16 protein-coding genes, 1 tRNA gene and 2 pseudogenes are annotated in these 24,321 nt (G+C 61.7%); 6 read left to right on the top strand and 13 right to left on the bottom strand.

Annotated elements, in window-relative coordinates:
- Window positions 1–321 precede the first annotated feature (321 nt).
- The 4 genes from BBAG_RS05360 (at window position 322) to BBAG_RS05380 (ending at window position 5,708) form a co-directional block, all read left to right on the top strand.
- A complete protein-coding gene (locus BBAG_RS05360) occupies window positions 322–1,641 on the top strand; it encodes an LCP family protein (RefSeq protein ID WP_050754786.1) in 1,320 nt (439 codons plus the stop codon).
- 154 nt (window positions 1,642–1,795) lie between these two features.
- Window positions 1,796–3,253, top strand: a complete 1,458-nt coding sequence (locus tag BBAG_RS08340) for an LCP family protein (protein ID WP_081443771.1) — start codon at window positions 1,796–1,798, stop codon at window positions 3,251–3,253.
- A gap of 267 nt (window positions 3,254–3,520) precedes the next feature.
- Window positions 3,521–5,329 (top strand): ATP-binding protein, encoded by a 1,809-nt coding sequence (locus BBAG_RS05375; RefSeq protein ID WP_003826821.1) that lies wholly within the window; start codon window positions 3,521–3,523, stop codon window positions 5,327–5,329.
- Window positions 5,330–5,429: 100 nt separating this feature from the next.
- Complete coding sequence (locus BBAG_RS05380; protein WP_003826822.1) at window positions 5,430–5,708, top strand: WhiB family transcriptional regulator; 279 nt, start codon at window positions 5,430–5,432, stop codon at window positions 5,706–5,708.
- A 236-nt stretch (window positions 5,709–5,944) separates the two neighbouring features.
- Here the strand turns inward: BBAG_RS05380 and BBAG_RS05385 are convergent, their stop codons facing one another.
- Entirely contained in the window at window positions 5,945–7,435 is a 1,491-nt protein-coding gene (locus BBAG_RS05385) for a sensor histidine kinase (RefSeq protein ID WP_003826823.1), read from the bottom strand.
- Between the two features lie 119 nt (window positions 7,436–7,554).
- On the opposite strand from BBAG_RS05385, the gene trhA reads away from it, so the two are divergent.
- Window positions 7,555–8,481 carry a PAQR family membrane homeostasis protein TrhA gene (gene trhA / locus BBAG_RS05390; protein ID WP_003826824.1) on the top strand — a complete coding sequence of 309 codons (927 nt, stop codon included), beginning with the start codon at window positions 7,555–7,557 and terminating at the stop codon, window positions 8,479–8,481.
- 143 nt (window positions 8,482–8,624) lie between these two features.
- Here trhA and BBAG_RS05395 read toward each other — a convergent pair whose 3' ends face one another.
- From BBAG_RS05395 to BBAG_RS05450, 12 genes and pseudogenes are all read right to left on the bottom strand, one after another.
- Window positions 8,625–9,107: a GreA/GreB family elongation factor gene (locus BBAG_RS05395; RefSeq protein ID WP_033508403.1), complete on the bottom strand. Its 483-nt coding sequence runs from the start codon at window positions 9,105–9,107 to the stop codon at window positions 8,625–8,627.
- 80 nt (window positions 9,108–9,187) lie between these two features.
- Complete coding sequence (locus tag BBAG_RS05400; protein WP_003826827.1) at window positions 9,188–9,595, bottom strand: FKBP-type peptidyl-prolyl cis-trans isomerase; 408 nt, start codon at window positions 9,593–9,595, stop codon at window positions 9,188–9,190.
- Between the two features lie 105 nt (window positions 9,596–9,700).
- Window positions 9,701–10,270, bottom strand: a complete 570-nt coding sequence (locus tag BBAG_RS05405; protein WP_003826828.1) for a hypothetical protein — start codon at window positions 10,268–10,270, stop codon at window positions 9,701–9,703.
- Window positions 10,271–10,459: 189 nt separating this feature from the next.
- Window positions 10,460–10,539: transfer RNA gene (locus BBAG_RS05410), tRNA-Leu, on the bottom strand.
- Between the two features lie 108 nt (window positions 10,540–10,647).
- The gene (locus BBAG_RS05415) at window positions 10,648–11,646 is read right to left on the bottom strand and encodes a Ppx/GppA phosphatase family protein (RefSeq protein ID WP_003826830.1); all 999 of its coding nucleotides are present in this window, start codon (window positions 11,644–11,646) and stop codon (window positions 10,648–10,650) included.
- A 38-nt stretch (window positions 11,647–11,684) separates the two neighbouring features.
- Window positions 11,685–12,257, bottom strand: coding sequence for a DUF501 domain-containing protein (locus BBAG_RS05420; protein ID WP_407921664.1), 573 nt, complete (start codon window positions 12,255–12,257; stop codon window positions 11,685–11,687).
- Between the two features lie 104 nt (window positions 12,258–12,361).
- Window positions 12,362–12,850: pseudogene (locus BBAG_RS05425) on the bottom strand (FtsB family cell division protein); the annotation flags it as partial.
- A 192-nt stretch (window positions 12,851–13,042) separates the two neighbouring features.
- Window positions 13,043–14,341 (bottom strand): phosphopyruvate hydratase, encoded by a 1,299-nt coding sequence (gene eno / locus BBAG_RS05430; RefSeq protein WP_003826833.1) that lies wholly within the window; start codon window positions 14,339–14,341, stop codon window positions 13,043–13,045.
- 87 nt (window positions 14,342–14,428) lie between these two features.
- Window positions 14,429–17,959 (bottom strand): annotated as a pseudogene (mfd, locus tag BBAG_RS05435) (transcription-repair coupling factor).
- Window positions 17,960–18,014: 55 nt separating this feature from the next.
- Entirely contained in the window at window positions 18,015–18,614 is a 600-nt protein-coding gene (gene pth, locus BBAG_RS05440) for an aminoacyl-tRNA hydrolase (protein WP_003826835.1), read from the bottom strand.
- A 195-nt stretch (window positions 18,615–18,809) separates the two neighbouring features.
- Window positions 18,810–19,319 carry a GNAT family N-acetyltransferase gene (locus BBAG_RS05445; protein WP_033508484.1) on the bottom strand — a complete coding sequence of 170 codons (510 nt, stop codon included), beginning with the start codon at window positions 19,317–19,319 and terminating at the stop codon, window positions 18,810–18,812.
- Window positions 19,320–19,506: 187 nt separating this feature from the next.
- On the bottom strand, window positions 19,507–22,749 hold the full coding sequence (locus BBAG_RS05450) for a UPF0182 family membrane protein (protein ID WP_003826838.1): 3,243 nt from the start codon (window positions 22,747–22,749) through the stop codon (window positions 19,507–19,509).
- A gap of 221 nt (window positions 22,750–22,970) precedes the next feature.
- Here BBAG_RS05450 and BBAG_RS05455 point away from each other — a divergent pair, with 221 nt between their 5' ends.
- Complete coding sequence (locus BBAG_RS05455) at window positions 22,971–24,230, top strand: glycoside hydrolase family 3 N-terminal domain-containing protein (protein ID WP_033508405.1); 1,260 nt, start codon at window positions 22,971–22,973, stop codon at window positions 24,228–24,230.
- Window positions 24,231–24,321 lie beyond the last annotated feature (91 nt).

Genomic DNA, 24,321 nt, shown 5'->3' on the forward strand with positions numbered 1-24,321 from the left:
CATTACCACAGGTTCGCATGAATCTGTGCTATATGGTTTCGCGCCTGCACAGGCACGAAACCACCCGGGCGAACGCCCATCGCCATACAGTTCGCAATCCCCCGAACGGAAGGCGGCACCCGCTGCGCGAGTTCCAGGGTTTCAAAAGGACTGTGAGGAAACCGCGGCTGAAAGCCTCTTTTCAACTCCATGCCGTACAATCAAAGCGTTTTGCCCCATACAGGAAGGTTCGCAAGCGTGAACGAAGAACGATCCGATGCCGACATTCCCAACGTAGGCGGTTGGAAAGATATCGCGCCACGCCACAGCATGGCGTACCGGATGCAGCACAGAGTACGCAACACCGTTATATATGTATTGGTCGCCGCATTGGCCTTCGTGGGAACCGCCGCCGCAGCCACATTGCTCGACATCAACGGAACGATCAAAGACGGCGAAGTCAAGATCATTCCGCAAAAGGGGCAGAAGGAACCGAAGCTCATCGACCCGAATGCGGGCAAGCCGATCGAACTGCTGGTCATGGGGCAAGACACCAGAGACGGCGCCGACAACGCATCCATCGGCGGCGGCGACACCAGCGAAGGCTCGCATCAGGCGGACACCACCATGGTGGTGCAGATCTCCGCGGACCGCAGCTACATCAATCTCGTCTCCATTCCGCGAGATTCCCTGGTGGACGCGCCGAGCTGCGAAACCAGCAAGGGCACGATCAGTGCCCAATACAACGTGATGTTCAACTCCATCTTCGCCAACGGCTACACCACCGGCGACGATCTCGCCTCCGCGGCGAGCTGCACGGTGAACGCGGTCAACTCGCTGACCGGCCTGAACATCCAGAACTTCATCGTGGTGGACTTCAACGGTTTGAAGGATATGATCAACGCCATCGGCGGCGTGAAGATCTGCATCCCCTCCGACGTGAAGGACCCGTACACCGGTCTGGACCTCACCAAGGGCCTGCACCAGCTCGACGGCCTGGCCGCCACGCAATACGCACGCACCCGCTACAGCCTGGGCGACGGATCCGACGTGCAGCGCACCACGCGCCAGCAGTACCTGATCAAGCAGCTGCTGCAGCAGGCACTCGACAAGAACATCTTCACGCATACCAGCGAGCTGTACCAGCTGGCCAAATCCGCGTTGAAGTCGCTGAACATCTCCCAGGGGCTCGCCGATACCGCCACGCTCGCCGGACTGGCCATGAGCCTGAAGAACCTCAACGTCTCGCATATGTACACCCGCACGCTGCCCGTGGTGCAGGCGCCGAGCGACCCCAACCGCGTGGTATGGGACTCCTCCGCGGACGAGCTGTGGACCAAGATGCGCGAAGGCAAGCCGTTCGTGGAACAGCCGGCACAGGATTCCTCCAGCTCCGATTCCGCGAATACCAACAACGATTCGTCCAACACCAGCGGCCAGGCCCAGGATTCCACGCCGAGCGATCAGGACAACGCGCAGGCGACCCCGCAGAACACGAGGGTCGCCGACGGCGTGGAGAAGACCGCGGACGGCAAGTACATCGACACCGCCACCGGCGGCGAAATCGATACGGAAACCGGTGCGGTGAAGGACATCAACACCGGCCAGGTACTTGGCATTTCCGAGGCATATCTCAATAACGTGGTATGCCCAGTGCAGTAGACGAATACACTGGAAACGACTAATTATTAGGCGGCGCAGAGTTTCACCCTGTGCCGCCTTGTGCTGGAAATGAGAAAAAAAACCGCCTAGGCACACGTTTGCACGCCATTATGTGCAACAGTGACATAGGTTTTGTTATCGCTCAGGAGGAGATATGGCACAGGACAACGTGGGAAAGCACGCCCAGAGCACTCCGCCAAGCTTCATCCCCGCAGGCTCACGCCGACGCACCACTCCCGCCGTCACACCTGCCGCGCAATCCTCCGGCTCCCCGGTACCACCAAGCTTCACACCGCCATCCCGCAGGCACGGCGAGCCCGCACCCACAACATCATCCACATCACGTTCGTCCACGAATAGACCAGCCTCGACGAACCGATCCTCCACAGTCCATTCCAACACAGCCGGCCGCACCACAGGCCATTCCACCAACCGTTCGACATCATCCTCTTCCGGGCCTCGAGGTGCGGCACAATCCGCCGCGCCGCAAAGCTTCGCGCCGCCTACAGCCCGTGCCCGCACATCACACGGCACCACCGCGCCACGCAGCGTGCAGCCAGCCGCACAACCCGCATACCGTTCCTCCATGCCATCACGAAACGCCTCACCAGCAGCCCCCATCAGATCAGCGAACCTCACAGGCGCCACCGCACGGCGCAAACGGCGCGGTGCCAAGCACATCGCGTCCCTGACCGTACTCATACTGCTGGGGGCGCTGGCCCTCGCCGTGTTCAGCGGATGGGGATGGATCAACAGCCGACTGAACAAAGAGAACGACTGGCTGACCACCAAGGCGAACGGATCGGCCACATCATGGCTGATCCTCGGCTCCGACGAACGCGACGGCACCACCGGCGGCTCGGCCGACGACACCCCGGGATTCAGAACCGACACCATCCTCATGCTCATCAAGCCGAAGTCCGGCCCGAGCGCGCTGATCTCCATTCCACGCGACTCGCTGGTGCAGGTCAACGGCGAATACATGAAGATCAACGCGGCCGCCGAACTAGGCGGCAACAAGGCGTTGGTGGAGGCCGTCGAGAGCATTTCCGGCCAAAAGATCAACCACATCGCCAAAATCAAATTCGGTGGCCTGCAGAACGTGGTGAACGCCATCGGCGGCGTGAACCTGTGCTATGACCAGACGGTAAGCGACCCCTACTCCGGTCTCGACTGGCAGGCCGGCTGCCACACCGTCGACGGCGGAACCGCATTGGCGTTCTCCCGTATGCGCTACGCGGACGCGAACGGCGACTTCGGCCGCGCGCAGCGGCAACGCCAGGTAATCGGCGCGATCATTGCCAAGGCCATGTCCAAGGAGACGCTATCGAGCCCATCGAAGGTGACGAAGGCCGCCGACGCCGCCCTGAGCGCGATTACCGTAGATCACAAGACTTCCCCGCTGACCTTGGCACAGCTGGCGTTCGCGTTCAAAAGCGCCACCGGAAGCAAGGGCATCAGCGGCAGCGTATATTGGACCGATCCGGGCTATATGGTCGCCGGCGTCGGTTCGTCGGTGCTGCTCGACGACACACGCAATATGGACCTGTTCAGCCAGCTGGTGGCAGGCACGCATGCCGCAGGAAAGGTCGGCACGCTCTCCGAAGGCTGACGAACCATAGCAAACGGGACGGGGCCGCAATGCATTGTGTGGAATGCATTGCGGCCTTATTACAACCTTATTGCAGTCGCCTATCGCGGCCTACCGTACGACTCGTTGCCTGTGGTTGTTGCATGTTCCCTGTCTGTGTTCCAGTCGCGGCATGCGACTCTCTCCCCGCCTTCGCCTTGTGAAGAACATGTGACAAGACAGCCGGGTTCTGTCCACATCGCCCGGCCTGCTTGCCTTGCCTTCCCGCACCGCTGCAGACTGAAATTTATGGAACAGCGATCGCAACAACGCGCCGAACGCCTGACACTGCTGGTCATGGTGGCCCCGATGGCGGGGCAGATCATGCTGCTCGCCATGCTGCTGGCGCTCCGCCAATGGATGTTCGCGGCGATGATAGTCCCCTCGCTGCTGGGTTGCATGGCCTCCTTGGCCCTGGCTCTGCCACGCCGAACGGCATCCGCCCACGGCAGGAGCGGCATAAGCGGTGCATCCGCCGCCAATCCGACCATGGCAAACGCCTACGACGCCGCAACCGTGGAGGAACGCACCGCGAACCTGCAACGACTTCCCGCCCAGAATCTGGAGCCTCTGCTGGGCATGCACCACAACGAGGAACGCCTTCCCTGGCGCACCGTGGCAAGACAATGGCTACAGCCGTTTTCCATGGACGTGCCCATAGGATTGACGCAACACGGCGTGGCCCATCTGGACCTGCAACGGCAGGGGCCGCACGCGCTGGTTGCCGGAACCACGGGATCGGGCAAATCCGTATTGCTGCAAAGCTGGTGCCTCGCCCTGGCCGCACGCAACCCGCCGAACCGTCTGCAGTTCGTGTTTCTCGACTTCAAAGGCGGTACGGCGTTCCGCCCGCTCGAACGGCTACCGCACTGCGTGGGCAGCGTATGCGACCTCGACCTGCAGCATGCGGTCCGCGCACTGCATGCGTTGGAGCTTGAACTGAAACACCGAGAACGCCTTGTTGCGGAAGGCCATGCGCAAGACATCGGCATGCTGCATTCCGCGCCGCCGCGGCTGGTGGTGGTTATCGACGAATTCCATGCGCTACGCGACCAGCTTCCCGATGTGGTGAATCGCATCGTGCATATCGCCTCGCTGGGCCGCTCGCTCGGCATGCATGTCATCGCCTGCACACAGCATCCGGCCGGGCAGGTCTCCTCGGATATGAAGGCGAATATGACGCTCGGGCTATGCCTGCGTGTACGCGACGCCATGCAATCGGTGGAGATTCTCGGGTCGCCCGTCGCGTCGGCCATCCCACCCTCGTTGCCGGGAGTCGTGTATTGCAACGACGGCGAAGGCATCGAGGCCTGGCGATGCGCCGCTGCAGGCGACATCACGCGCATGGCCGACGCCATCGTATTCGCAGCACGATGCCATGGCAGCGTTCCGGCACCGGCCTTGTTCTCAGCGCCACTGCCACGCATGGTGCGCCGGCTTCCACCGGCCCTGCAGTCTGACGGCATACCGTTCGCGCTGGCGGACAATGGTGTAGCGCTCCACCCCGCTCTGCTGCCCATGTTCCACGGCAATATCGGCATCATCGGCCCCCATGGGCGGGGCAAGACCACGCTATTGGCCGCCATCGCACAGTGGCTGCGATCCAACGTATCCAATACGGCGAGCGTGCAATGGACGACCAGAACCGCAGACGGATACGCCACGCAAACCGTGCAGGACCCCGGCAGCCCTGCCGTTGGAGACAACGATGCCGCATACGCCGCACCGCGACGAGTCTGGCTGGTGGACGACGCCGATCCGTTCTTCGACCCCTTCTGCGCCGACCCGCTGGGCGCACGCCTGCTCGAGGCCCTCCGCGACCACACCGTCACCGTGGTGTTCGCCGTGGAATCCAGCCGCCACGTGCGTATCCCCGACCATTGCGCCATTCGCGTGGTCTTCCCCACCGCCGACAAGGCAACCGATCAGATGAACGGCATACCGGCCGACATCTGGGCGTCGTTCGATGCGGAGACTCTTACGCTGCCCGGTCGCGCGGTGTTCATCGATCATGCTCGAGTGGTACCGGTACAATGCTCGTTTGGAGATAGTTCGTGAAGCTTCGTCAACCTCTTTGAGAAAAAGTCTTGAAAAACTCGGTGGAACGTGCTTATCTGTTACTGGAAAGATTGTTGGACATTCCATTTGGGAGGATAAAATGAGCAGCGCTTTTGATTGGCGAGCCAAGGCCGCATGCCGTGACAAGGATCCTGAGCTGTTTTTCCCTGTCGGCAACACCGGCGCTGCATATCAGCAGATCGAAGAGGCCAAGGCCGTGTGCCGCACCTGCAAGGTGATCGACGCCTGCCTGAAGTGCGCACTCGACACGAATCAGGATTACGGTGTGTGGGGCGGCCTGAGCGAAGACGAACGACGCCAGCTCAAACGCAAGGCGATGCGTCTGCGCCGCTCGCAGGCCATGCAGATGCAGATCTGAAAAACATCGACGGTTTACGGCATCATCTCACCGGCAACGGGGTGGAGACCTTACGGTTTCCACCCCGTTTGTGTTGCCTTGGCGAACCGGCTGATTCGCATATACTTGCTGACGGCATATTCCCGGCGATATAAACAGGTGCCCTTCGACCAGGCATAGGAAGCCTGAGTGAAGGGCACTTGTTGGAAGGGCAGCCGCAGCAACGCGAACACCGACGCGCCGCTGCATCCGCAAACCTACATCTGCGACTGAGCCGCACGCAACGTCATGTCGAGCACCACCCGCGTGCCGCCTTCGCGACGCGCCTGCCATTGCACGCTGCCGCCGAAATCATTGGTCACGAAGGTATTGATGATCTGCGTGCCGAGACCGGAACCGGAGGAACGTGCCATACCGCCATGCGCCTCCGAATCAAGGCCCACGCCGTCGTCCTCCACCACCACGTTGAGGTTGGCGCCGGACCTCCCCACGGAAACCGTGATATGACCCTCCTGGCGGCCTTCAAAGCCATGCTCCACGCAGTTGGTGATCAGCTCGGTAAGCACGAGCGACAACGGCGTGGCGTCCTGCGCCGGCATCATGCCGAACTTGCCGAGGAAGCTGATGTTGATGTGCTGATCGCGCATGGTGGCCAGGTCCACCGCCATTCTGAGCAGCTTGGAGATCACCTTGTCGAAGTCAACAACCTCGTCGGCGGTCTGGCTCAGCCCCTCGTGCACCATGGCGATGGTCTGCACACGGCGCTGCGCCTCCTTGAGCTCGTTCTTCACCTCCTCCGACTTGGTCTTGCGGGCCTGCAGACGCAGCAACGCCGACACAGCCTGCAGATTGTTCTTCACACGGTGGTGGATCTCGGAGATCGTGGCGTCCTTGGTCTGCAGCTCCTTCTCGCGCCGGCGCAGCTCAGTGACGTCACGGCACAACACGATGGCGCCCATGCGCCCGTTCTCGTCATGCAACGGCAGGGAGCGCAGCGAGACCGCGGAATGGTTGGTGCAGATCTCCGAATCGACGGCCGCCTTGCCGCTCAGCACCAACGGCAGCTGATCGTCGACCGGATCGTCGGTATGCAGCAGATTCACCCCCAGCTCGCTCAGGTAGTGCCCACGCATGGTGGCCAGCAGCCCGATCCTACGGAAACAGCTGATGGCGTTCGGGGATGCGTAGCGCACGATGCCGTCCACGGTGAGGATGATGAATCCATCGGACATGCGTGCGATGTGACGTTGGCTCATCACCGCGTCGGTGTAGGGGAACTGACCACGCGGAATCATCTTGAACAGCTGCTTGCCGGCATTGATGCTTTCGGTCTCATACCGGCCGTTCGATTCACGGGTGGTCATATTGGTCTCGCGCACCACAAGGCCCAGGGTCTTGCCGTTGGCCCGCACCGGAGCGTATACGCTGCACACGCTGACCGAGCCGAAGTCACGCAGAACCGACGACCGGTACACCCCTTCGCCTTCCATGGCGGCGTCGAGTTCGGCGGTCTGGTCTTCGGGCACCACCTTGCCGACGATATCGTCGGCTCGCAAGGTCACCATGGTGGACGGGCGGCATTGCTCCGCCACAACATATCGTCCTTCACCGTTTTTAATGAGCAGCAGCAGATCCGCGAAACTGAGATCGGCCACCACCTGCCAGTCGGCTACAAGATGGTGCAGCCATTCACGATCTCTGTCGTCAAAGTCCGGACGCGTTGCAAGTATCTGTGAGAAATCGGCCATGCGACCATAATACGCACGTACCATGGTGCGACACGAAGCGTTGACGTCGCGTCACTTGACTTTCCGATAACCTACGGTATCGTAAGTTACGGTTGCGTAACCAACCTGAGAGGACCAGCATGTCAGAACCCGAAGAGCACAATAGCGCGGAATCGCAGATCGCACGCAAACAAGCCGCGGTAGTGGAAGCGCATGGCCAAGCCATCACATCGAAAGCCGAAGGGGTGCGCACCCGCGCCCAGCTCAAAGCAGAGCAGATCCGGCTGAAAGCCGAAATCAAAGCCAAACGCGTTATCGCCAAGGGCGAAATCAAGGCGGCCAAAATCGAAGGCATCGACCTTCCCGAGTTGGACAAGCACAAGAAGCCGCGCAAGATCCGTTACGACGTGCACGGCAGGCCGAAGCCCGCCATGCGCGGCTGGATCCACGCGGTTGCCGCTCCCCTGTCGCTCGCGGCAGGCATCGTGCTGATCTGCCTGGCCAAACAACCCGGACTCAAATGGGCCTGCGCGGTGTTCATGGTCAGCTCCCTCATCCTGTTCACCAACTCCGCCGCCTACCATCTGGGCGACTGGAACAGCAAAGTCACCAACGTGCTCAGGCGCATCGACCACGTCAACATCTTCCTGCTGATCGCCGGCACCTACACGCCGGTGGCGTTCGCCCTGCAGCCGTTCTGGCGCAACACCATCATCATCTCCATGTGGGCGTGCACCGCCATAGCCATCATCATCAACGTGATCTGGACCACCGCGCCACGGTGGCTGTACACGCTGGTATACGTCATCTTCGGCATCTACGGCCTGGCCTACATGCTGCTGTTCTGGACCTCGCCCGTGGCCGGCCCCACAGTTACGATCCTCATCATCGCAGGCGGCGTCTGCTACATCGCCGGCGCCATCGTCTACGCCCGCCGCAGCCCGGACCCCTGGCCCCGCGTCTTCGGCTTCCATGAGATCTTCCACTGCGGCACGGTCGCCGGGTACGCCTGCCACATGGTCGCCATCTACATGGTGATCGTCAACATGTGGACCATGATGCCCTGACGCCTGCCACGCCTGCGCCGCTTCCGCCCCTATGCAGGCTCCACGCATATGGTGAAGGCGCCGCCCCGAGAGATTACCTCGGGGCGGCGCCTTCACCATATGCAGCCGTATGCAAACCGCTATGCGCCCATACGGGCGCGGATTCAGCTCAACGGCTTGGAATCCTTGATGGTCACGGAAATCTCACGACCGTTCGGAGCCTTGTAGCTCACGGTGTCGCCGACCTTCGCGCCATAGATGGCCGCGCCGATCGGGGATTCCGGGCTGATGATGGCCTGGTCTGTGGCGATGGCGAGATCATGCGACCCCAGCACGAACACCTTCTCGCGGCCGTTCATATCGAGCGTGACCAGCGAACCGTCGCCGACCTTGCCGGCGGGCGGTGCGGTAAGAATCTTGGCATGACGCAGCTTGAACGTCAGTTCCTCGATGCGGCCCTGGTTGACGCGCTGAGCCTCGCGAGCGGCATGATAACCGCCGTTCTCGCTCAGATCGCCTTCGGCACGTGCCGCGGACACCTTGGCGATGATCTCGTCGCGGTATTCGCCCTCGCGCCACTTCAGCTCTTCCTGCATCTTGTCGTAGGCCTCCTGCGTCAGCAGGAACACCTGATCCTCTTGTGCCATATCGACTCCTTTATTGTTCGCAGAAAGCGCCGGTGCCTTGGCCCCCGGCGCTCCCGATGTGTATAAGCGTTACTTGATGATCAGCGCGTGGAGATGATGTCGACCACGAACACCAGGGTGTCGCCGCCACCGATGCCGGCCTGCGGAACGCCACGGCTGCCATAGCCGTACTCCGGCGGGATGGAGACCACCAGACGGGAGCCGACGTTGTGGCCCGGCACCGTCTGATCCCAGCCCTTGATGACCTGACCCACACCGATGCCGAAGCTGGCCGGCTGATGACGGTCGAAGCTGGAGTCGAACGGTTCCTCCTTACCCCACACCACACCGTGGTAGTTCACGGTAACGGTGTCGCCACGACGCACCATCGGACCGTCGCCTTCGACAAGCTCTACGGCCTTCAGACCCTTCGGAGCTTCCTCAGTAGGGAATTCAATCGTCGGGTGAGCGCCGAACTCGCTGTTCACCTTGGGCATCTGATCTGCCATGCAAAAACCTCCTGTTTGGGCAATGCGCTCTAGATTAGCACCATCGCATACGTTTAGGCACCTTCGCGGCAAAACCACCGCATTCCGAACACCTCATAATACTCACTAACGGTACAGGGCGGAGAACATCATCACCATGGCAACCACGCCGAACACGGCAAGCACAACCTGCACAGCCAGCAACGCCAGAGCCAGCGGCTTGCGCGTGCACAGCTTGGGTGCGAACGCCTGGCCCAGCATAAACGCCAGAAAACCGAACACCGCATAGTTCAGGGTGATGGCGAACACATCGCCGTTCGACAACACCACACCGTTCAACGGCTGACCGATGGAATTCAGCAGCGACGTTCCCACCAGCAGGCCCCACACGCCGAAGCCGATCAGCCCTACAACGCCGTAGGCCAGCGGCTTGAACTTCGCCCGCATGCGCAGAGTGAAGGATTCGGCGCACCATAGCAGCGCGAACCCGACCACATAGGTGAATATAACCGCGACGGCCAGCATCACGCACATCCACGGCACCAGCGCCACATTGCCGCCCATCATCGACAGATAGAACCCGGAGCAGGAAATGGCGCCAATGCCCAGCACCGTGCCGATGATGATCGCCTGCGTCGGCATGGTCGGCAAACCACCGGCCGTGGTCTTCTCTACGTCACTCCAGTTGGATGGCATATTCCCGCTCCTCACGTCGTCTCATGCTTGCCGTGGAGCACCTTACCTGCCGTTTGTTTCGTTTGTTTTGCCCTCGTACGCACATGGCACGCGCACTGCCCATACCCAGCTTTCCGCCGATGCCGCTCCCGCGCCTATCCGCTGCGCCGGCAAACAAGAAAACCCGCTGTTTCCAGCGGGTTTGAACCGTGCCTCCAGCGGGACTCGAACCCGCAAGCCGAAGCGGCTGATTTTAAGTCAGCTGCGTATACCAATTTCGCCATGGAGGCATGCCGGTCGCGTTGCGAACCTTGATGCTGCGATTCGGTCAAACAGTCTTCGATCGGGTCGCAAGGAAGCAAAACGCTAACCGATGCTATTGTATGCTATCACGCGATTCAGGCGTTCAACAGCCTACGGCCATAATCAAGCACAAGCCCGTCAAGCAAGCCGTGCTCACTGGCCACATAGGAGTCGATCGGCTCGCCGTGATCGGCCTTCGCCGCCTCGCTTACACGGGAGAGCACACGGTTCCATACCACGGCGCCGCCGCCCACCACGTCAATACGCCCCGGGTGAATGGTCTTGTATTCCGCACGTTCGGTGCGGGTCATGGCGAGGAAGCGATCGTCCACCTCGTAGGCCTCCGCCACCGGCAGACGGTACCCGTCCACTAAAGAGTGATCGTATTCCTTCAACCCCATGGCCAACGCGGTCATGGTGGTGACGGTGCCTGACACGCCGATGATGGTACGTGCACGCCCTGCCGGAACGGTACGGAACGCTTCGTCGATATGCTCGTCGATGTCGCGGTACGCCTCCTCGATCTGTTCGGCGGTGGGCGGATCGTTCTTCAAATGACGTTCCGTCATGCGCACCGAGCCGATGTTCATGGAATAGGCCGCCTGAACCTGGGTGGCCGGAGCGTTTTCGCCATCGCCACCGATAACCAGCTCAGTGGACCCGCCGCCCAGATCGACCACCAGATACGGCGGTTTCAGATCGGTGCGGGGCACGACGCTGGTCGCACCAAGGAAGCTCAGATCGGCCTCCTCGGTACCGGGGATGACCTCGGGGCGCACACCGAGAATCCGTTCGATGCCGTCTTCGAACTCCTCACGGTTGGATGCGTCCCTTGTGGCGGACGTTGCGACGAAACGCAGACCGTCGACCGGATGCTCCTTGAGGATATCCGCGAACTCGCGTGCAGCCGTGTACGCCCGCTCCAACGCCTCGTCCGCGAACCGGTGCGTCTTGTCGACGTCCTGGCCCAGACGAATCACCTTCAGCTGGCGCGGCACGATTTCCGTCATACCGTTCTCATCGACGCGAGCCACCTTGAGTCGAATGGAGTTCGTACCGCAGTCGATGCCTGCCACGGTTACTGATGTCGTCATCGTTTCGCTCTCCTTTGCTTGCTTGTTTCCGCCCCGGCTTACTCCTGCACGCCATCCGCGTCCGGCCAGGCCACGCTGCAACGGCACACGGTGGGGTCGAATTCGCTTTTGACCCGTTCAAGTACCATATCGCCGATCGGATTCACGCCCGGCCCCATCACCAGGGACTGTGCGATCAGAGCATGCAGGCATTTGACGCGCACGGGCATGCCGCCCGCCGAAGTGCCTTCGATATGCTCCTCGCTGTCGCCAAGACGGGTGGCGATGGCGTGACGGAAATCAAGATACAGCTTGTGCGCACGCTCATAGGCGGCCTTCACGGCCTCGTCATTGGCCACCATGTCACCATAATCGCGCATGGAGCCCTCCGCCTCCACATGCGAGGCGGCTTTGACGGCCTCGGGACTGGTCAGATAGCACGTGGTGGGGAACGGCACTCCCCCAGGCAGCAGCGGCCTGGTCACCACGGCGAGCGGGCGCCCGCACACACAACGCGCCCCCACGGCCACCATGCCGCGCGGATAGCGCCCCAATTGCTCCTGCACGATGGCGATGTCTCGCTCGGCCGGCTTCTGTGCGAGAAGACGCTCCGCCAATGCTTCGGGTTCGATCTGGCTCAACTACTGCCCTTCCTGTTCATTGTTCCTTGCACTGCCTTCCCCATGCACGTTTGGCGTGCATAAGAGCGGCGCAACGCTGTCTATTTGTTGTCGGATTGGTCCGCTTCCTTGAAGGCGTAAGCCAATTCACTATACCAAGGCAGCTTCTGTTCCTCCGATTCGGCGTTCTTCGAGGATTCGTCGGACTCCTTGCCCGTCACCGCCTCCGGGTTCAGCACATGCACGGACTGCTCGCCGGGGAACACAAAACCAAGCCGCTCCCTGGCCTGGGCTGCGACATAGGACTTGTCCTTCCACCGGGCGATGTCGTTTTCAAGATCCTTTTTCTGGGCGATAAGCGCGGCTTCCTGGCGTTTCAGGCTGTTGAGATGCGCCAGATCGTTCGCATAGGAATTGAAGGTGGACACCAATTGGATGGCCGCCACCAATATGATGAACAACGAGACGAAGAAGGCGATCGGACCGGAATTGCCGGCACGCGACGACGCGTCTCTGCGAGACGAGCCCTTGCCGTTCCTCGTTGCGTCGGCTCTTCCCGTGGCCTGTTCGCCACCACTGGACGCAGTACGATTCCGTGTGCTCATGGCTTCCAACCTACCTGCCGCATTCGACTATGGGGCGGCAGGGGAACGGCACACCGTGCATTGAATACGACCACCATTGCACCGATGATACGGCGCCGGCAATACGCCACTTTGCATATACGAGAAGGGGCGAAGCACCATACCAGTGCCTCGCCCCTTCTGTGTTCGTGTATTACGCTCTACGCGTTACGCTCACTTGGCGATGTACTTCTTGCAGGCCTTGAAAGCGCTGTAGCCGGCGTACTGAGCGGTGGAGCCGAGCTCCTCCTCGATCTCGAGCAGGCGGTTGTACTTGGCGATACGCTCGCCACGAGCCGGGGCACCGGTCTTGATCTGGCGGGTGTTCTTAGCAACAGCCAGGTCGGAGATGGTGGTGTCCGGGGTCTCGCCGGAACGGTGGGAAACCATGGAGGTGTAGCCGTTGGCGGTAGCCAGCTCGATGGCGTCCAGGGTCTCGGTGACGGTGCCGATCTGGTTCAGCTTGACCAGCAGGGAGTTGGCGGCACCCATCTCGATGGCCTTGGCCAGACGCTTCGGGTTGGTGACCAGGAGGTCATCGCCGACGAACTGCAGACGATCGCCGAGCTTAGCGGTGATGTCGGCCCAGTCCTGCCAGCCTTCTTCCTGGAACGGATCCTCGATGGAGACGATCGGGTACTCGTTGATCAGGTTCTCGTAGAAGTCGAGCATGTAGCCAGCCTCACGGTCGTCGCCCTCGAAGTGGTACTTGCCGGTCTCCTTGTTGTAGAACTCGGAGGAAGCGACATCCAGGGAGATGCCGATCTGCTTGCCCGGCTCGTAGCCGGCGGCGGAGATGGCGTCCATGATGTAGTTCAGGGAGTCCTTGTTGGACTTCATCTTCGGAGCGAAGCCGCCCTCGTCGCCCAAACCGGTGGCCAGGCCTTCCTTCTTCAGGACGTTCTTCAGGGTGTGGTAGACCTCAACGCCTGCACGCAGAGCCTCGGAGTAGGTGTCGAAGCCGTACGGGGAAATCATGTACTCCTGGATGTCGGTGGCGAAGTCAGCGTGAGCGCCACCGTTCATGATGTTCATGTTCGGGACCGGCAGGATGTGACCGTTGGTGCCGCCGATGTAGCGGTACAGCGGCATGCCTGCGGACTCGGCGGAGGCGTACAGAGCGGCCAGGGAGACGCCGAGGATGGCGTTGGCGCCCAGGCGACCCTTGTTCGGGGTGCCGTCGAGCTCGATCATCAGATCATCGAGAGCACGCTGGTCGGCAGCGTCCATGCCGATGACCTTCGGAGCGATCTCCTCGTTCACTGCCTTGACAGCGTCGAGAACACCCTTGCCCTGGTAGACGGACTTGTCGCCATCGCGGCGCTCCCAAGCCTCAGCCTCGCCAGTGGAAGCACCGGACGGAACCAGACCCAGGCCCTGAGCACCGTCTTCGGTATCAAGCACGACCTCAACGGTCGGGTTGCCACGGGAATCAAGAATCTGACGCGCGTACACGCTTTCAATTGCAGCCACAACTACTCCTTTAAAACGCTAGGTTGTGATGTCATTGCCAAGAATAATGGGATTGATGGACGAAGTACAGCACCCGAAGACGGCGTGTTAGCGACGCGGCTTGGGCGTCCATGCCAGGTCATCGAGCAATTGGTTCACCCATAGTACAATCTGATCGCCCGTCATGGGCTTTGCGCCAAGCGAACCGGCGAACGGAGCCGGGACGATGAGCTGATGGGTGACCGGCCGGTATTGGAATCCGCGGTAGATTCGCGACATGCGCATACGCACGGATTCCGCCGGATCGATACGCCCGATGCGCACACGGTTCGACTGGGCGATGATCTCGCTGACACCCATCTTGCGCGCCTTGAACTTGATGCGCGCCACGTCGAACAGCGCATCGAACTGCTCAGGCGGTTTGCCATAACGATCGGTCAGCTCCTCGCGCAATGCCGCCAGGTCGCTTTCGCTACGGGCGGCGGCAAGCTTGCGATACGCCTCCAAGCGCAGCTTGTCGGAATCGATGTACTCCACCGGAATCGAAGCCTCGATCGGCAGATCCACCGACACTGCCACCGGCTCGGCCGCCTTATCGGGCTCCTTGTATGCTTCGACGGCCTAGGAGACCATGCGCACATACAGGTCGAAGCCGACGCCTTCGATATGCCCGGACTGCTGGTCGCCAAGTAAATTGCCGGTGCCACGCAGCTCCAGATCCTTCATCGCCACGTCGAAACCGGAGCCGAGCGCCGTGTTCTGCGCGATGGTGGCCAGGCGGTCGTGCGACTGCTGGGTCATGGGCTTGGACGGATCGTACAGGAAGTAGGCGTAGGCGCGTTCACGGCCACGACCCACACGCCCACGCAGCTGATGCAGCTGGCTCAAGCCGAAACGGTCGGCATGATCGACGATCAGCGTGTTCGCATTCGAAATATCAAGACCGGTTTCGATGATCGTGGTACACACCAGCACATCGATGTCCCTATGCCAGAAATCGCGGATCACCTGGTCAAGCTGCTTCTCGCCCATCTTGCCGTGCGCGATGCCGACATGGCTTTCGGGAACGAGATTATGGATCTTGTCGGCCACGGAGGCGATGTCCTCCACACGGTTATGCAGGTAGAACACCTGCCCGCCGCGCAACAGCTCACGCCGGACGGCGGCGGTCACCTGCGCATCCTCATAGGCGCCGACATAGGTGAGCACCGGCAGACGATCCTCCGGAGGCGTGGCCAGCGTGGACATCTCGCGGATGCCCGTCACGGCCATCTCCAACGTACGCGGAATAGGCGTGGCCGAAAGACTCAGCACATCGACATTCGTGCGCAGCGCCTTGAGCGTCTCCTTATGCTCCACGCCGAACCGCTGCTCCTCGTCGATGATGACCAGGCCAAGATCCTTGAACTTGATCTTCGGATTGAGCAGCTTATGCGTGCCGATCACCACGTCGACGGTACCGGCCGCAAGATCCTCGATGGTCTGCTTGATCTCCTTGGGCTTCTGGAAACGGCTCATTGCCGCCACGTTCACGGGGAACCCCTCGTAACGCTCGGTGAACGTCTCGTAATGCTGCTGCACCAACAACGTGGTGGGCACAAGCACTGCCACCTGTTTGCCGTCCTGCACCGCCTTGAACGCGGCGCGCACGGCGATCTCGGTTTTGCCGAAGCCCACATCGCCGCAGATCAGGCGATCCATGGGGCGCGGCTTTTCCATATCGGCCTTGACATCGTCGATGGTGGTGAGCTGATCGGCGGTCTCCTGATACGGGAAGGCGTCCTCAAGCTCCTTCTGCCACGGAGTGTCCGCACTGAAGGCGAAGCCCGGCGTGCGCTGACGTGCGGAATACAGTTTCACCAGGTCGTCGGCGATCTCGCGCACATGCTTGCGCGCCTTGGCCTTGGTGGCGGCCCAGTCGGAACCGCCAAGCTTATTGAGCTTCGGCGCTTCGGCACCAATGTATTTGCTCACCAGGTCGAGCTGATCGGTGGGAATGAACAGCTTGTCGGCAGGCGCGCCACGCTTGCTGGGCGCGTATTCGATGACAAGGTATTCACGCGTGGCCTTGTTCTCGCCCGTACCCACCGTGCGCTGGCGCATCTCGATGAAACGGCCGATGCCATGCTGCTCGTGCACCACATAGTCGCCGGTCTTGAGTTCCATCAGGTCGATGGCCTTGCGGCGGCGCTTCGGCGTTTTAGCCTGGGCCGCAACACTCGTGCGCCCGGTCAGGTCGCGTTCGGTGAGCAGTGCGATCTTCGCGTCCATGTCGACGAAGCCGTCTATGGCGGCGGAGCGAACGGTACTGAAACTGGCGACGCCCGTCTCGTTGATGGCGCGCTTGAGTCGTGCCAGAGTGCCTTGCGCCGCCGCGGTGACGGTAATCGAGTAGCCGTCGTCGATCAGCCCCTCGATACCCGCCGCGGCACGACTCCCATCGCCACGGAACTCGGCGGGGTTCTTGGCTGAGATCTGCACGCGACCGGTACGACCGGTATCCACGTTGAAATCGGTGAATTCGATGACGGTATGGTTGCAATAGCCCAGCGAACTCATTACCTCATCGAAATCAAGGAAGCTCGCCTCATCGAAGCTGATGGGGGCTCCACCATGGCCGGAGGCCGCCACATGCCAGCTTGCCGCGAGGAACTCATTCGCCGTTTTCGCCAGATCGGCTGCGGCACGGCGCAGTTTCTCCGGATCGTTGAGCACGATGACGGCGCGGGGGTCGAGCATGTCCGCCACAGGCTCCATATCGGTGACCAACGCCGGCATCAGCGACTCCATTCCCTCCACGGGAATCGCGTTGGCGATGGATTCCAGCATGTCTTCGGCATTGGGAATCGATCCGATCAGGCTTTTCGCGCGAGCGCGCACCGCGTCGGTAAGCTGCAGTTCACGGCAGGGCGTGGCCCAGATGGTATCGACACCATCGCCATATGTACGCTGGTCTGAGGCATGGAATTCCCGGATCTCGTCGATCTCGTCACCGAAGAACTCGATGCGCACCGGATGCGGGTAGGTGGGCGGGAACACGTCGAGAATACCGCCGCGCACCGCGAATTCGCCACGGTTCATCACCAGATCGACGCGGGTATACGCATTGCGCACCAAACGCTCCACAGCCTCGTCGAGAGGCAGTTCCTCGCCTTTGACGAACACCAACGGCTCCACATCGCCAAGACCGGCGACAACCGGCTGGATGAGCGAACGCACCGGCATGACCAGCATGCGGATCGGCCCGAACATGGGATTGGCAGGGTCGGGGTGCTTGAGCCTGCGGAATACCGCCATACGGCTCGCAACCGTGTCGGCCCTTGGGCTCAGACGCTCGTGCGGCAGCGTCTCCCATGCTTCGAGATGGGCGATGTCGGAAGGATCGCCTGCATACCAGGAGCGCAGGGCGTTGACGGTTTCCTCGGCTTCACGACTGGACGAGACGATGACCACGACCTGGCTGGTATGCCCGTTCGACGCAATGGCGGAAGCCAAAGCCGGCCGAATGCCCGAAGGGGCTCCGACGATAAGGGATGCGTCGATGTCGTCTTCGGCGGGTTCGGCAGTGCCGTCCGCCACGGATGCGAACGCGGCGTCGTTACGCAATGCGTCAAGCAGCCCCGTAAGGCTCGCATTCATCGGATCGGCCGGCCTGCCGTTCGTTCTCGCAGTCGAAACCCCCTGCGGCTGCGGTTCAGCGGCCATTGAACTTCTCCTGGGTCTTGGCGAGCCCGTGGAACATGATCTCCTCGGCGGCATCCGCGCCGTCTGCGAGAAAGTCCGGCAGCTGCTTGCGCTGATCGGGGCCGAAACCGCCAAGCACCCAGTTGACGGTGTTGTCGTGCGCGTTGGCACCGCGCTTGGCATGGCCCACGCCCATACGCACGCGGGCGTATTTCGGGGTGCCCAGCGAACGGTCGATGGATTTGATGCCGTTGTGCCCGCCCGCAGAGCCACCTGCCTTGACCTTGATGCGCCCGAAGTCGAGATCCATGTCGTCGTGGATGACGATCACATGGTCGGGTTCGATCTGATAGTACGAGCAGATGGATGCCACCGCGTTGCCCGATTCGTTCATGTAGGTGAGCGGCTTGGCGAGGAAGAACTTCTGGCTGCGCCCGTCGAGGCTCATCACGCCCTTGCCGAGCAGTGCGAGCCCCTTGTGGTCGGAGAAGTTGATCGACCAGCGTTCGGCCAGCACGTCGGCCGCCATAAAGCCCATGTTGTGACGGGTGCCTTCGTATTTGCTGCCCGGATTGCCCAGACCTGCGATCAGCCAGAAATCAGACGCCATATCCCCACCTCGTGTGTTCGTTGTTCGTTGCTTACGTTCCTGCGGGCGTTGCCGCGATGGGCATCAGGCCGGCGTTTGTTCACTTGCCGCCGACCGTGCCATCCCAAATGCATCATTGTACCGCCGCCCATGCCACCTGAAGACCGGCGAACCGGCGAATGCCGGACGCCTAGCCCGGCTTGAGGCTTTGGGCTTCTACAGGTCGAGATACCAGTAGCTCATATCGCGCATGGTGCCGGTGGAATCGGTGGCGGCTGCCGGCATGAGCCCGAATTGCGTGAAGCCGAAATGGTGCATGAGCGCGATAGAACCGGCGTTGTCGGCGAAGATGATGCCACACGCCTTGCGCATATGACGCTTGCGTGCCTCATCAAGCAGCGAGCGCAACGTGAAGGTGCCCACTCCCCTGCCCTGCCATTCGGGGGCGATGTAGTAGGCCAGGTCGGTAACGCCGTTGTAGCCTGCACGATCGTAGAACACGGACAACGCGCTGAAGCCTACGACCTGGCGCGTGCCGTCGCCGCGTACCGCCTCGGTGACGAACACCGCATAGGGGGCTTTGTGGGAGTCGAGCCAGGCGCGGCGCTGTTCGATGGTGCGCGGGGCGATATCCGCGGATGAGCCGCCTACGACAACCGCGGCATTGTAGATGTCGGTCAGTGCCTGAATATCCGATTCCGCGGCCTGCCTGTAGGCGTATTCCATGGATCTCTCCTTCTGCGTGGTGCTTGGCATGCCGCTGCGAACGGCGAGCGGCATCATTATCCCAGTCTGTTCCGTATGCCGGTAGACATGTGTCCGCATATGGAAATGGTGGTCCATTGGGACGGAATCGGGGTGGATTTCGTCCCAATGGACCACCATCTAGGGTCGGGGCGCCATAGCGAGCCGGTTACTTGCTCAGCTCGACGGCCTTGTTCAACGCCTCCTGCAGCTTCTTCTGCGCTTCGCCGTAAGCGGACCAGTCGCCGTTCTTCATGGCGTTCTGCCCATCCTGCATGGCCTGGGATGCATCGTCCAAAGCCTGTTGGAGTTCGGGGCTGCGCTGCGCTCCGGACGTATTGGAGCCCTTGGCGCTTGACTTGCCAGAGGAGTCATCCGACTGCGACTGGCCGGCGCCGGACGAGCCCGTATCGGTTGTGCCGCTCTTAGCCTGCGTATTGCCCGAAGCATGGTCGGCGTCCCCCGCGTTCGCACCGGAGTCGCCGCCGAACACCTGATCGAGCGCTTCGTCCAGGGTGTCGGCGAATCCGACCTGGTCGCCGAACGCGACCAGCACCTTCTTGAGCAGCGGGAACGATGTAGTGCCGGAAGACTTCACGTACACCGGCTGCACATACACCAGGCCGCCGCCCAACGGCAGGGTCAGCAGGTTGCCTCGCACCACGTTGGTGGAGCCGGATTGCAGCAGGTTGAGCTCCTTGGACACGTCGGCGTCGGCGTTGAAGTTGTTCTGCGCCTGGCCGGGGCCTGGAACGTTCGAATCCTTCGGCAGCTCCTGCAATCGGATCGTGCCGTAGTTCGGCCCGATCTTGCCGGCAGTGGAACCTGCGTCAGAGTCGACGGACAGGAAGCCGGTAAGGATCTCACGCGTGGAGGTGCCCGCGGGGATGTACGAGGAGGTCAGCGAGAACACCGGTTCCTTGGTACCGCCGGTCTGCAAGGTCAGGTAGTAGGGCGGCTGGAGGATGTCTTCGGACTGCGCCTGCTTCGATTCGGTCGGGTCGACCGGGGTCTGCCAGAAATCCTCGCCGGAATAGTACTGGTTGGCGGAGGTCACATGGTAGCGGGCGAGCAGTTCGCGCTGCACCTTGAACAGGTTCTCCGGGTAGCGCAGGTGGCTCATCAGATCGCCGGAAATCTCGGAAAGCTGATGGTACTGGCCCGGGAAGATCTTCTCCCACGCCTTGATCACCGGATCGCTGTTGTCCCACACGTACAGATCGACGGAACCGTCATACGCGTCGACGGTCGCCTTGACCGAATTGCGAATGTAGTTCGCCTTCTGGGAGCCCAATCCCTTGACCGTGCTGGAGCTGACGGTGGTGGAATCCTGGGTGGCGGAGCCAAGCTCGGTCATCTGGGAGTACGGATAGGCGTCGGATGTGGTGTAGCCGTCCACGATCCACTTGACACGCCCGTCGACCACCGCCGGGTATACGCGGCCGTCAAGCGTCAGATACGGTGCGACCTTGGCGACACGCTCGCGCGGCGAACGGTCGTAGAGAATCTGGGACTGGGAGGTCACACGATCGGAGAACAGGATCTGATCCGAACCGAAACGGATCGCATACAGCAGCCTGGAGAGCAGGTTGCCGACGGAGGGGCCGCCACTGCCCTTGAAGGTGTTGGTCGCGCCCTGAGAACCGGTCGGATAGTCGAACTCCCATGCCGCGGTGCCCTTCGGCGCGCCGACGATGGAATATTCGCTCATATTCGGGGAGAAGTAGATGCGCGGCTCGTAGTGCTCGGATTCCGTAAGCTTGCCCTGCGTGGGGATACCGGATTCGAAGAAGCGCGGCTGGCCGTCGGATGTCACCTGGCTGCCGTACGCCGCCACGACGCCATAGCCGTGCGTGTACACGGTGTGATCGTTCACCCAGTTGCGGTTGTCGTTGCCGGACAGGTTGAGCTCACGGGCGGCGATCACCGTGTCCTGGCTGGTGCCGTCGATGTTGTACTTGTCGACGGTAAGCGAATCGGCAAACGTGTAATACTGCTTGGACTGCTGCAACTGCTTGAAGGTCGGGGACACGACCTGCGGGTCGAGCAGTCGGATCTGCGCGGTGGTTTCGTTTTCCGAACGAAGCGCGCCCTGCTTACCCGTGGTGGTGGCCTTGTACTGCTCGGTCTTGAGCTTGCTCAGGCCGTAGGCGGCGTGAGTGGCGTCGATATTGCGCTGGATGTAGGTGGATTCCATCTCCTGCGCATTCGGGTTGACACGGAAACGCTGCAGCAACGCCGGCCAGACGATGGTCAGCACCATGGACACGACGACCGTGATGGCGATGGCGATCACCGGAGTACGCCATGCCTTGAGCGCAGCGGAGGCGCGTACGCCGATCGGGGCATTGCCCTCCAGCGCATGCGAGCGCATAAGCCAAACGCCGAGCACCACGCCAAGCACGGCGACCAGGATAGCCACGATGAACGTGACCGGAATGGTGGCGTTGACCGTGGTGTAGGTTGCGCCGGTGATGCGCGAACCTTCGGCGGTAAGGCTGGAGAACACGCCAAGGGCGATCTGCACGGCCCAGCCGAACATGTTCAGCATCAGCCAGATGGCGATCTGACGGCGGGCACGCTTGGTGATGGAGAACAGGCCACGGCCATTGACCGGCATGGTGATGCGCACCGCGCCCATCATCACATGGGTCACGACAGAGAACACCAGGCCGACCAGCAGCAGCGTGGACAGTGCGGACACCATAAGCTTCAAGCCGGGCAGGACGAAGACATAGAAGCCGTTGTCGATGCCGAACTGGGGGTCCTTGGTGCCGAACGGCTGCGCGTTGAACATGAGCAGCACCTGCGACCAATCGACGTTGAACCGCGCGCCGAACACCACGCCGACCACCGCGGAAACCGCCACGGCCACGCGGCGGGCATGCTTCGAACTGAAGGACTGCGTGATCTCGACCACATTGTTGTTCACACGGACGCCGGAGCCGTCCGCGGCGGCGGGGCGGGCGCGAATGGCGAGCCATGCCGCGACGAAGCCCACGATGGCGGTCACCAGCGCGTAAGCGGCCCACAGGCCGATCTTCACGCCGAGCTGCGTCCACACCACCGACTGGAAGCCGAGCTGGCCGTACCACATCAGATCGGTGATGAAACGCGACAAGCCGAAGAACAAGCCGACGATAATGGCGAGTGCGAGAACCACGCCGATGAGGATCTTCGTCCCCTGCCCGCCCGACTGGGCCGGTTTGCGTGTGATACGCGGCATATTGGGCCTGCTGTTGCGGGAGCCCGGCTGGTTCGGCGCACCGGAACCGGCATCGTCGCCATCGGTTTCGATATTGACGACGATCGGGTCATCATTGGGATTGGAGTTGGGGTTTTTACGGTTACGGTTCGGATTGCGCGGATCGAAATCCGGATCGAACATACCGAACATATCAAAGAAGGACATGTCTCCAAGAGTACAGATAGGTGCAGAGTGCGACCGATGTTCGCTGGGAACTGAAATCCGCGAGGCATTCCACCGATCGATACGCCGATCAACGCATCGACCAATACGTGCGCAGGCCGGGCGCGCATCCGTGCAGGCACGGCGAACATGCAAGCGCGGAACCACCGCACGCCCGGCACCTCGGGTATTCTCGGATGGGAACACTTGAGGAGGGACCATTCATGACCACCGTCTCCACCGCACGCGACCGACGCATCACACGCGCTCTGCGCATCATCGCCGCACTGACCGCCATCGCGATGATCGCCACGATCGCGGGCCTCGGACTGGTATGGGTGCGCGTTCACAACACCGCAAACCCGGCAGGCTCCCCGCAATCGGCAACGACGGCATCGCACCTCGACACGTTACGGCGGTCGGCCGCTCCGCAACCGGACATAACACCTGCCGCCAAGGCGAAGCGCACGGTTGCGGCGATGAGCATGGAGGAGCGCGTGGGGCAGCTGGTCATGGCTCCCCTCAACGCGGGAACCGATCCTTCGAGTCTGGCGAGCACGATCCGTGACAGGCATGTAGGCTCGGTGCTTATCATCGGCAACTGGAACAACGGCGTCGCCAGCGTGCGGCAGGCCACCGACGCCCTGCAATCCTATGCGCCGGCGAATATCAAGCTGCTGATGACCACCGATCAGGAGGGCGGCCTGGTCCAGCACTTGCAAGGCTCTGGATTCTCCACCATGCCCAGTGCGGTCGAGCAAGGACGGATGAGCACCGATCAGCTGCGCCAGTCGGCGGCCGTCTGGGGGAATCAATTGGCACAGGCCGGCATCAACGTCGACCTGGCACCGGTGGTCGGCACCGTAACCGTGCCACGCGCATCAAATGCGCCAATCGGCGCGCTGAACCGCGACTTCGGGCTGGACGCCGCGGGCAATGCCGCACACGCCAGCGCCTTCGTGCTGGGCATGCGGGATTCCGGCGTGGCAACCTCGATCAAACACTATCCCAGTCTCGGCTCGGTGACGGGCAATACCGATTTCACCGCGGACGGGATCCTCGACACCACCACCGTGCTGGACGGTGACGTGGTCAACGCGTTCGGCACGGTGATCACCGACACGCAACCGGCCATGGTGATGATGTCACTCGCCACCTATCAGGCCATTGACGCAAGCGCCCCGGCCGCATTCTCCCCCACGATCATCGACGGCTATCTGCGTGCCCGGCAGGGATATCAGGGCGTGGTGACCTCGGACTCGCTGTCCGCCGCGGCATTGGGAGGTATTTCCCCCGACCAGTTGGGCGTGCGACTGGTGGAGGCTGGCGGTGACCTCGCCTGCATCGGAGCGGCGGACTATGTCACACCGATTCTCGACGGTCTGAACGCCAAGGCCACAACCGACGCCGCATTCGCCGCCAAGGTGACACGCAGCGCCGAACGCGTGCTGACGCTGAAATATCAGATGGGCCTGGCCCACTAGCCGCAACCGAGCCTCGGCAGGATTCATGCTGAATCACGACACATGGGATCGCATATTGTCGTGAACCGCTGCGGCACGCCACGGATCATTA

The sequence above is a fragment of the Bifidobacterium angulatum DSM 20098 = JCM 7096 genome (assembly GCF_001025155.1).
In the GTDB taxonomy this organism is placed as follows: Bacteria; Actinomycetota; Actinomycetes; order Actinomycetales; family Bifidobacteriaceae; genus Bifidobacterium; species Bifidobacterium angulatum.

Excerpts from the sequence above, each read along its gene's own strand:
- BBAG_RS05360 (WP_050754786.1), top strand. The coding sequence starts at position 322 with ATGCAGCACAGAGTACGCAACACCGTTATATATGTATTGGTCGCCGCA.
- BBAG_RS08340 (WP_081443771.1), top strand. The coding sequence starts at position 1,796 with ATGGCACAGGACAACGTGGGAAAGCACGCCCAGAGCACTCCGCCAAGC.
- BBAG_RS05375 (WP_003826821.1), top strand. The coding sequence starts at position 3,521 with ATGGAACAGCGATCGCAACAACGCGCCGAACGCCTGACACTGCTGGTC.
- BBAG_RS05380 (WP_003826822.1), top strand. The coding sequence starts at position 5,430 with ATGAGCAGCGCTTTTGATTGGCGAGCCAAGGCCGCATGCCGTGACAAG.
- BBAG_RS05385 (WP_003826823.1), bottom strand. The coding sequence starts at position 7,435 with ATGGCCGATTTCTCACAGATACTTGCAACGCGTCCGGACTTTGACGAC.
- trhA (WP_003826824.1), top strand. The coding sequence starts at position 7,555 with ATGTCAGAACCCGAAGAGCACAATAGCGCGGAATCGCAGATCGCACGC.
- BBAG_RS05395 (WP_033508403.1), bottom strand. The coding sequence starts at position 9,107 with ATGGCACAAGAGGATCAGGTGTTCCTGCTGACGCAGGAGGCCTACGAC.
- BBAG_RS05400 (WP_003826827.1), bottom strand. The coding sequence starts at position 9,595 with ATGGCAGATCAGATGCCCAAGGTGAACAGCGAGTTCGGCGCTCACCCG.
- BBAG_RS05405 (WP_003826828.1), bottom strand. The coding sequence starts at position 10,270 with ATGCCATCCAACTGGAGTGACGTAGAGAAGACCACGGCCGGTGGTTTG.
- BBAG_RS05415 (WP_003826830.1), bottom strand. The coding sequence starts at position 11,646 with ATGACGACATCAGTAACCGTGGCAGGCATCGACTGCGGTACGAACTCC.
- pth (WP_003826835.1), bottom strand. The coding sequence starts at position 18,614 with ATGGCGTCTGATTTCTGGCTGATCGCAGGTCTGGGCAATCCGGGCAGC.
- BBAG_RS05445 (WP_033508484.1), bottom strand. The coding sequence starts at position 19,319 with ATGGAATACGCCTACAGGCAGGCCGCGGAATCGGATATTCAGGCACTG.
- BBAG_RS05450 (WP_003826838.1), bottom strand. The coding sequence starts at position 22,749 with ATGTCCTTCTTTGATATGTTCGGTATGTTCGATCCGGATTTCGATCCG.
- BBAG_RS05455 (WP_033508405.1), top strand. The coding sequence starts at position 22,971 with ATGACCACCGTCTCCACCGCACGCGACCGACGCATCACACGCGCTCTG.